At 65.3% G+C, this 7,887-nt stretch carries 6 protein-coding genes and 1 pseudogene; 3 read left to right on the forward strand and 4 right to left on the reverse strand.

Annotation, left to right across the window (positions count from 1 at the left end):
• The 3 genes and pseudogenes from WA702_RS15775 to WA702_RS15785 all read left to right on the forward strand — a co-directional run.
• Nucleotides 1-189, forward strand: a pseudogene (locus tag WA702_RS15775) (transcriptional regulator CadC); the annotation flags it as partial.
• 205 nt (nt 190-394) lie between these two features.
• Nucleotides 395-1,552, forward strand: a complete 1,158-nt coding sequence (locus tag WA702_RS15780; protein ID WP_425111466.1) for a glycosyltransferase family 4 protein — start codon at nt 395-397, stop codon at nt 1,550-1,552.
• Entirely contained in the window at nt 1,542-2,561 is a 1,020-nt protein-coding gene (locus tag WA702_RS15785; protein WP_425111467.1) for an MraY family glycosyltransferase, read from the forward strand. Before WA702_RS15780 ends, WA702_RS15785 begins: the two co-directional genes overlap by 11 nt.
• Here WA702_RS15785 and WA702_RS15790 read toward each other — a convergent pair.
• The 4 genes from WA702_RS15790 to WA702_RS15805 all read right to left on the reverse strand — a co-directional run.
• Nucleotides 2,547-4,460 (reverse strand): SDR family NAD(P)-dependent oxidoreductase, encoded by a 1,914-nt coding sequence (locus WA702_RS15790; protein WP_425111468.1) that lies wholly within the window; start codon nt 4,458-4,460, stop codon nt 2,547-2,549. The two genes, WA702_RS15785 and WA702_RS15790, sit on opposite strands and share 15 nt — an antisense overlap.
• 31 nt (nt 4,461-4,491) lie before the next feature.
• Nucleotides 4,492-5,790, reverse strand: a complete 1,299-nt coding sequence (locus WA702_RS15795; protein ID WP_425111469.1) for an O-antigen ligase family protein — start codon at nt 5,788-5,790, stop codon at nt 4,492-4,494.
• Complete coding sequence (gene rfaE1 / locus WA702_RS15800; RefSeq protein WP_425111470.1) at nt 5,787-7,259, reverse strand: D-glycero-beta-D-manno-heptose-7-phosphate kinase; 1,473 nt, start codon at nt 7,257-7,259, stop codon at nt 5,787-5,789. The genes WA702_RS15795 and rfaE1 overlap by 4 nt, the downstream gene beginning before the upstream one ends.
• 24 nt (nt 7,260-7,283) lie before the next feature.
• Nucleotides 7,284-7,887: NAD-dependent epimerase/dehydratase family protein (locus WA702_RS15805; RefSeq protein WP_425111471.1), on the reverse strand; the 604-nt coding region annotated here is incomplete at its 5' end.

Raw genomic sequence — 7,887 nt, forward strand, 5'->3', positions numbered from 1 at the left:
GGGATTCAGATGGAGTGGTACGGCCCGGCCGAGCGCCCGTCCATGGAGAGCGGGATCCGATCGCTGCTTGAGCACGCATTGCGAGCCAGGCCGAATTACATTCCGGTGATGGATGCCTATTGCCGGCCTCTGAATACGACCAGCCGGTACGTCGACAGTTTGCTCACGTGGGGACCGCGCTCCGGGTGAACAGCATTAAGCCATAATCAGGCCGGCCAATATAGGCCGAATAACCCGATGGCGAGAAACGTGTACACTTGACCTCACGGGGGCTGTGCACGATCCGGTCGTGCACGCTGACGACACTATGGAGAGCTCGCGTGCTCGTTTAAGGCCTCGCGAAACGGCGCGGCTTGCCCTATACGGCGCATTCGACCGATCGAGATCTGGACGAATGCCCGCCTCCCTGCCAGCCCCGCCGCGACGGCTGCTGTATGTCGCGAACGAGGACTACGCTTTCTTGATGCACCGCCTGCCGATGGCCCGCGCCGCGCGCGAGGCCGGCTTCGAGGTGCATGTCGCGACCAATGTCAACAAGGGCGCGGCTGAGATCGCCGCGGAGCGCTTCATCCTGCATCCGATCCCATTCCGGCGCGGCGGCCTGTCACCGTCAGCGGCGGGGCCGGTGGTGCGTGCGATCAGAGCCGTCGAGCGCAGCGTCAAGCCCGACGTCGTGCATCATTCCGGCCTGCAGGCGAGCGTGCTTGGGTCGCTGGCGGCCATCGGCAGCAGCGTGCCGGCGATCAATGCCATCACCGGCCTCGGCTATATCTTCACATCGGCGACATGGCGCTCGCGGCTGTTGAAGCAGGTCATGGTGTGGCTGTTGCCATGGCTGATGAACCGACGATCGAGCTGCGTGTTGGTACAGAATCCGGACGATGGCGCAGCGCTGCGTGAGCTCGGGATCAAGGACGACAAGATCGTGCTGATCCCGGGTTCGGGCGTCGACACCGACCGCTTTCAGCCGCTGTCGGAGCCGACTGGCCCGATCACGTTCGGCTTCGCCGGCCGCCTGCTGACCGACAAAGGTGTCCGTGCCCTGGTGACGGCGCATCGCCTGCTGCGCGGCCGAGGGCATGAATTCAACCTGCTGATCGCCGGCAATCCGGATCCCGCCAATCCAGCTTCGGTGACATCAGACGAACTCGCGCAATGGCGCCGCGAGCCCGGCCTCACCTTGCTCGGCCATATCGACGACATCGCCACGCTCTGGCGCCGCTGCCACATCGCGGTGCTGCCGTCACATCGTGAAGGCCTCCCGGTGAGCCTGCTGGAGGCTGCGGCCTGCGGCCGGCCGCTGGTCTCGACCGACGCTCCGGGCTGCCGCGAGATCGCGCTGCATGAACAGACCGGCCTCACCGTCCCGATCGAGGATGCGCCGGCGCTGGCGCAGGCGATGCTGCAACTCGCCCAATCTCCGGTCTTGCGTGCGCTCTATGGTCGTGCCGCGCGCCAGCTGGTCGAGGATAAGTTGTCGGCAAAGATCATCGGGCGCGCCATCGTCGATCTCTACGTCAGAATGATTTCGGGCCATCGTGATGACGCCTGACCGTCACCTCGCAGCCCTCGCCTTTGTCGCGCTCGCCGCCGCAATCGTCTGCGCCGGCCTGATCGTGCTGCTACGGCCGCTGTTGCAGCGGTATGCGCTGGCACGGCCAAATGCCCGTTCCTCGCACAAGGTGCCGACGCCGCAAGGCGCCGGCATCGCCGTGATCGGCGCAACCCTTCTGATCGGCTGCGGCTTCGCAGACCTGACCGATCTGCGCCTGCCAATCATGCTGATCGCCGCCGTGCCCTTGATCGCACTGGTGGGGCTCATCGACGACATCAGGCCGATCCCGGCGCTGCCGCGGCTTCTGTTTCAGGCTATCGCGATCGGAGCGGTCGTGTTCACGGCATCAGACGATCTCCGGATCGTGCCGGCGTTGCCGCTCGCCGTCGAGCGCGGCCTCGTGCTGATCGCCGGGCTGTGGTTCGTCAACCTCGTCAACTTCATGGACGGGCTCGATCTGATGACAGTCGTGGAGGCTGTGCCGGTAACCGCCACGCTGGTGCTGGTCGGGCTGTTCGGCGCGCTGCCGCTGCCGGCTGTTCTGATCGCCGCGGCGCTGTGCGGCGCCCTGCTCGGCTTCGCGCCGTTCAACCGTCCCGTGGCAAAGGTGTTCCTGGGCGATGTTGGCAGCCTGCCCATCGGGTTGCTGCTCGGCTGGTGCCTGCTGCATTTGGCGTGGCGAGGCCACATGGCAGCCGCGTTGCTGCTGCCGCTCTATTATCTCGTCGATTCCACCTGGACCCTGCTGCGCCGGATGCTGCGCGGCGAGCCGTTCTGGGCCGCGCACCGCACGCATTTCTATCAGCGCGCCACCGACAACGGCTTTACCGTCACGCGCGTGATCAGTGAGGTGTTCGTCCTCAATCTGGTGCTCGCAGCGCTCGCGATCGCATCGGTCGAGCTCAACACGGTCGCAACCGATATCCTGCTTTTGATCGCAGGCGCCGCGGCCGTTGCGATCGTGCTGCGCCGTTTCTCGCGCTCGCGGATCCTAGGCCGCGCTTGAGCCGAATTCCGGCACCGCATCCTTCAGGATCGCCTTGATGGTGACGGGATCGTCGCGCTCGATCGCCTGATCGAGCCCGGCGATCCACTTGCGCAATGTCTGCATTGGCGGTTCGTTGGGCTTGGCTGCCATGATGCCGGCAAGGCCGATCTCGACCGGCGGCTCCTCGCTCGCGAACAGGATCTCGTTGAGGCGCTCGCCCGGCCTGATGCCGCTGAAAACGATCTCGATATCGTAGCCCGGCTGCAAGCCCGAGAGGCGGATCATGCGCTCGGCGAGTTCGACGATCCGCACCGGCTGGCCCATGTTCAGCACATAGACCGAGACACCCGGCCGCTCCGGCGCCAGCGCGTGCGAGGACGCAGTGATGACGAGGTCGCAGGCTTCGCGGATGGTCATGAAGTAGCGCACCATGTCCGGATGGGTCACGGTGACAGGGCCACCCGCCTCGATCTGCGCCTTGAACTTCGGCACCACTGAGCCGTTCGAGGCCAGCACATTGCCGAACCGCACCGAGATCAGCCGCATCGGCGGTCGTCCCGCAGGACGCTCAGCGAGCTCATGGTCCAGCGCCTGGCAATACATTTCGGCGAAGCGCTTGGTCAGGCCGAGCATGGACACGGGCTCGATCGCCTTATCGGTCGAGATCATCACCATCGCCTCGGCGCCGGCGGCGACAGCCGCATCGGCGACATTGATCGAACCGAATATGTTGGTCTTGACCCCTTCGCTCCAGTCACGCTCGAGGATCGGCACATGCTTCAGCGCGGCGGCGTGGAACACCAGATCGGGCTTGAACTCGGCAATCAGGCGGAACACCCGCTCGCGATCGCGGATGTCGGCAATCCGTCCCTCGACCGTTGCGCCGCCTTCGTCGCCGGCTGCGAGCGCCTCGGTGATCGCATAGAGCGCCGGCTCGGAATTCTCAATCACCAGCAGGCGCGCGGCGCCGAACGTCACCGCGCGATGGCAGATCTCGGCCCCGATCGAGCCACCGCCGCCGGTGACAACCACCGCCTTGCCTCTGACCAGTGCTTCCAGCCGGCCATAGTCGATCTTCTCGCTTGGTCGCAGCAGCAGGTCCTCGACCGCGACGGGCGCCAGCCGCGGCGCGTCGCCGCTTTCGAGCGACGGCAGGCGGCTCACGATCAGCCGCAACCGACGCGCGCGCATCAGCAGTGTCTCTGGATGGAAGTCCGGGTCGAAGGCCGATGGCGCCATCAGCACGCGCGCGATCGGCTTGCCGCGCCTGGCGAAATCAGCAGCCACGTCCTCGATGTCGTCGAAGCCGCCGAGCACCGGCACGTTGCGGATCAACTGGCCGCGGTCGGCAATCGACGGCGATAGAATGCCGACCGGCCAGATCCGCTTCACGGCGCCGCTCTCGATGCCGCGCAACACCACCTCGGCATCCGCGGTACGGCCGATCAGCAGCGCAGGCGCCGCATCCTCGGCTTTGGCGTGATAACGCACGCGGGTGTAGCGAAAATAGCGATAGGCGAAGCGCAGCGCGCTCAGCCCGGAGATTTCCAGGAACCAATACAGGACGATGGTTACCTTGCCGAAGAAGAAGGTGCCGCGGACGTTCGGCGCCACAATGATGTAGTCGAGCACCAGCAGCGCCACAGTCAGGATGGTGGCGACGCGCACGATGTTCAGCGCATCAGGCAAGGAGATGAACCGCCATTTGGTGGTCATCAAATTGGAGGCGTAGAACACCACGAAGCTGAAGGCGATGAAATACGGCAGGATATGCAGCAGCAGCGGGACCCGGTCCCAGAAGCTGCTGAGGCCCTCGAAGCGAATATAGAACGCGGCGAACAACGCCACGACCGTCGCCAGCAGGTCGTGAACGAGGATCAGCAAGTTGCGGTATGTAAGGCGGGACAGGCGCGTCATGCAGAGCCCCGGCGATCAGCAGGAGCCGGCGTCATGACGCAGCATCCAGCGGCGCCGACCTGTCCGCCTGCGCCGCCGCTTGCAGCCGCTGCGCCTTCAGTGTCATGCCGCCCGCGACGCCTACGCCCAGCACGTACATCCAGCCCTCGTGGAAATCGAAAATATGGGAGTTGAGCATCGACGTGAAGATGTTCTGCACCACGATGAGCAGACCGAGCCAGTTGGCCAGCCCCTCGCCACGGAACAGCAGGAGATGCGACAGCCACATCGCCCAGAGGATGACGACCCCGAGCGCACCCCATTGCACGGCGACATAGAGGGTCTGGTTGTGCGGGTTGCCGATCACCTGGCCGGAGGAAAGGTTCGAATGATCGCTCGCAAGCTCGAACAGATGCCGCGTCGAGCCCGAGCCGTGGCCGATCAACGGCGCCTCGACGAAGAAGTGCAGCGACTTGCGCCAGAACTCCAGCCGCTCGCCGATCGAGGTGATTCCGCGGTTCTCCTCATACCCCTGGTACTGGCTGCTGAAGGTCGCAACCTTCTCCCGGAGTTGCGGCGAAACGGTCCAGGCGACTGCGGCCAGGACAATCGCGGCGACCGCGATGGCCACATTCGCCCGCCACTTGAGACGGACGAGGCCGAACACGGCCAGCATGATCGGAATCGTTACCAGAGCCGTGCGCGAGGTGACGATGAAGACCATGTTGGCGAGGAACAGCAGCATGAGCGCCAGCAGCAGCAGCGCCGACAACCAGCGCTTCTGGCCTACGAAATTCGCGATCGGATAGGCCAGGGCCACGGCGCAGAGCGAAAACTCCTGGCCCTGGTCAATGTAGTTTTTGACGAAGATGCCGCGATCGGCGTGCGGCTTGAGCGCCAGCGCGGGATCGAAGGCGACGATGGTCGATGCGATCACCATCAAGGCACACGACCCGAGAAAGGCGACGAAGACCCAGGTGCCGCGCTCGGAGCGCTCGAAATGATAGAACAGCGCCGGCAGTACCAGCAGCTTCGCGGCCGGTCCGACCGCATAGAGCCGCGCACCCCAGGCAGCGTCCGACCACAGCGTTCCGACCAGCGCCAGCACGAATAGCGCGATCGGCGCCAGACAGATCGGGCGCTTCAGCGAGACCACGAACGCCTCGAAATCGAGGAACGGCACCATGGTGACGATCAGCACCACGCCAAAGATCGATACCAGCGACGTCGACCACGGCAGCGCCAGCGCCAGCAGGATCGCGACCACGTCGACCGTGGTCCGCCACGCCGCCGGGTCGCGCCACCGCCGTGACGACAACGCCGCGCCCGACTGTCCGGCGAGCGTGCTCATCGCTTGTCTCCGCGGGCGCGATCGACCAGGGCGGTGGTGCTGAATCCCTGCAAAATGTCGACCAGAACCACTTCGCCGCCCGCGGCTTCGACGATCTCATGGCCGACCACCCGCTCGCGGGTGTAGTCGCCGCCCTTGACCAGGACGCTCGGCCTGACCCGCTCGATCAGCCGGATCGGCGTGTCCTCTTCGAAGATCGCGACCAGGTCGACCGCTTCGAGCGCCGCCAGCACCTCGGCACGCGCGCGTTCGTTCTGAACCGGACGGCTCTCGCCTTTCAACCGCTTCACGGAGGCATCGCTGTTCAACCCGACCACGAGGCGGTCGCAAGCCGCGCGCGCCGCGGTCAGCACCTTGACGTGGCCCGGATGAAGGATGTCGAAGCAGCCATTGGTGAAGCCGATCCGCAGGCCCTCCTCGCGCCAATCGGCAAGCCTGGCGTCGAGATCGTCAGCGGTGGCGAGGATCTTCTCCTCGGCCGCGAGCGTGGCATGCGGCAGGATCTTGCGCCGCAACTCAGCGGCGGTGACGCTCGCGGTGCCCTGCTTGCTGACGGCGACAGCCGCGGCGGCGCTCGCCATTCGCAACGCGACCTCGCGTTCGGCACCGGCTGCGAGCGTTGCAGCCAGCACGGCCACGACGGTGTCGCCGGCTCCGGAGACGTCGCGGACCTTGGCGGGATAGGCCGGCACATGGACCGGTTCGCCGTCGCGCGGCACCAACGTCATGCCGCGCTCGCTCTGCGTCACCAGGATCGCCTCGCAATCGGCAAGCTGGATCGCGTCCTGCGCTGCGGATGCGATCTCCTGGGCGGTCTCGGCGCGGCTGCGGGTGGCTTCGGAAAATTCCTTGCGATTCGGCGTCAGCACGGTGGCGCCGCGATAGATCGCGAAGTTCGCGCTCTTGGGATCGACGATGATTCGCTTGGCCCGCTTGCGTGCCGCATCGATCACATTGCGGATCACCCGCGCGGTGAGCACGCCCTTGGCATAGTCGGACAGCAGCACGATGTCGGCGCGATCGAGCAGCGGCAGGATCGTATCGATCAGCTTCTGCTCAACTTCGGGCGCGGCGGGAACGGCGTGCTCCCAGTCGGCCCGCAGCATGTGCGTCGAGAAATGCTCTGACACAAACCGGACCTTGCGCGTCGTCGGCCGGCTGGCGTCGGTGACGAGTACGCTCTCGATATTGGCCTCGCGGGAGAGCGCGGCGCGAAGCGCGCTGCCTGCGGCATCGTCGCCGACCAAGCCAACAAAGATGCAGCGCGCGCCGAGCGCGGCGATGTTGCGCGCGACGTTGCCCGCACCGCCGATATTGGTCTCGCTGCGCCTGACGGCAATGACGGGCGCCGGCGCTTCCGGCGAAATCCGCGACACGTCGCCGTACACGAATTCATCCAGCATGAGGTCGCCGACGCACAGCACGGTCTGGCTAAGAAGCGCTTGCGACAGGGCGTCAAAATCGAACATCGTTACGTGTCCCCGAAGCAGGCGTCAGCGATAGCGGTCGGTGGCATCGAGGTAGCCCCCAACATAGTGGCAAACCGCTTCCTCCAGCGGAGTGAAGCCGCCGTTATAGCCGGCGGCCTGCAGCCGATCGACATCGCTCTGCGTAAAATATTGATAGCTGCCGCGAATCGTTTCGGGCATGTCGATATAGGCGATGTTGGGCGTCGTGCCGAGCGCGCCATAGGCTGCGAGTATCAGGTCCTTGAAGCTTCGCGCCTTGCCGGTGCCGACATTGAACAGGCCCGACACGCCGGGCGTGGCGAGCAGCCACATCATCACCCGCACCACGTCGTCGACATAGATGAAATCGCGGCGCTGGTCGCCATCGGCGATGCCGTCGCGATGCGACTTGAACAGCTCTACGACGCGCTTGGCTTTGATGTCGTCGAAACGGCGCGCCAGCACGCTCATCATCATGCCCTTGTGGTACTCGTTCGGACCGAACACGTTGAAGAATTTGAGGCCCACATGTTGCGGCGGCAGCTTCTCCCCCCGCTCGGCGCGCGCGACCACCGCCATGTCGAACAGATGCTTGCTCCAGCCGTAGAGATTCATCGGCCGCAAGCCTTTCAGCGCCGCCAGCGAGGGA

Source organism: Bradyrhizobium sp., from assembly GCF_049798375.1.
In the GTDB taxonomy this organism is placed as follows: domain Bacteria; phylum Pseudomonadota; class Alphaproteobacteria; order Rhizobiales; family Xanthobacteraceae; genus Bradyrhizobium.

Bases quoted from the DNA above. Each gene is read 5' to 3' on its own strand.
- WA702_RS15795 (WP_425111469.1), bottom strand. From the start codon at position 5,790: ATGAGCACGCTCGCCGGACAGTCGGGCGCGGCGTTGTCGTCACGGCGG.
- WA702_RS15780 (WP_425111466.1), top strand. From the start codon at position 395: ATGCCCGCCTCCCTGCCAGCCCCGCCGCGACGGCTGCTGTATGTCGCG.
- WA702_RS15790 (WP_425111468.1), bottom strand. From the start codon at position 4,460: ATGACGCGCCTGTCCCGCCTTACATACCGCAACTTGCTGATCCTCGTT.
- rfaE1 (WP_425111470.1), bottom strand. From the start codon at position 7,259: ATGTTCGATTTTGACGCCCTGTCGCAAGCGCTTCTTAGCCAGACCGTG.
- WA702_RS15785 (WP_425111467.1), top strand. From the start codon at position 1,542: ATGACGCCTGACCGTCACCTCGCAGCCCTCGCCTTTGTCGCGCTCGCC.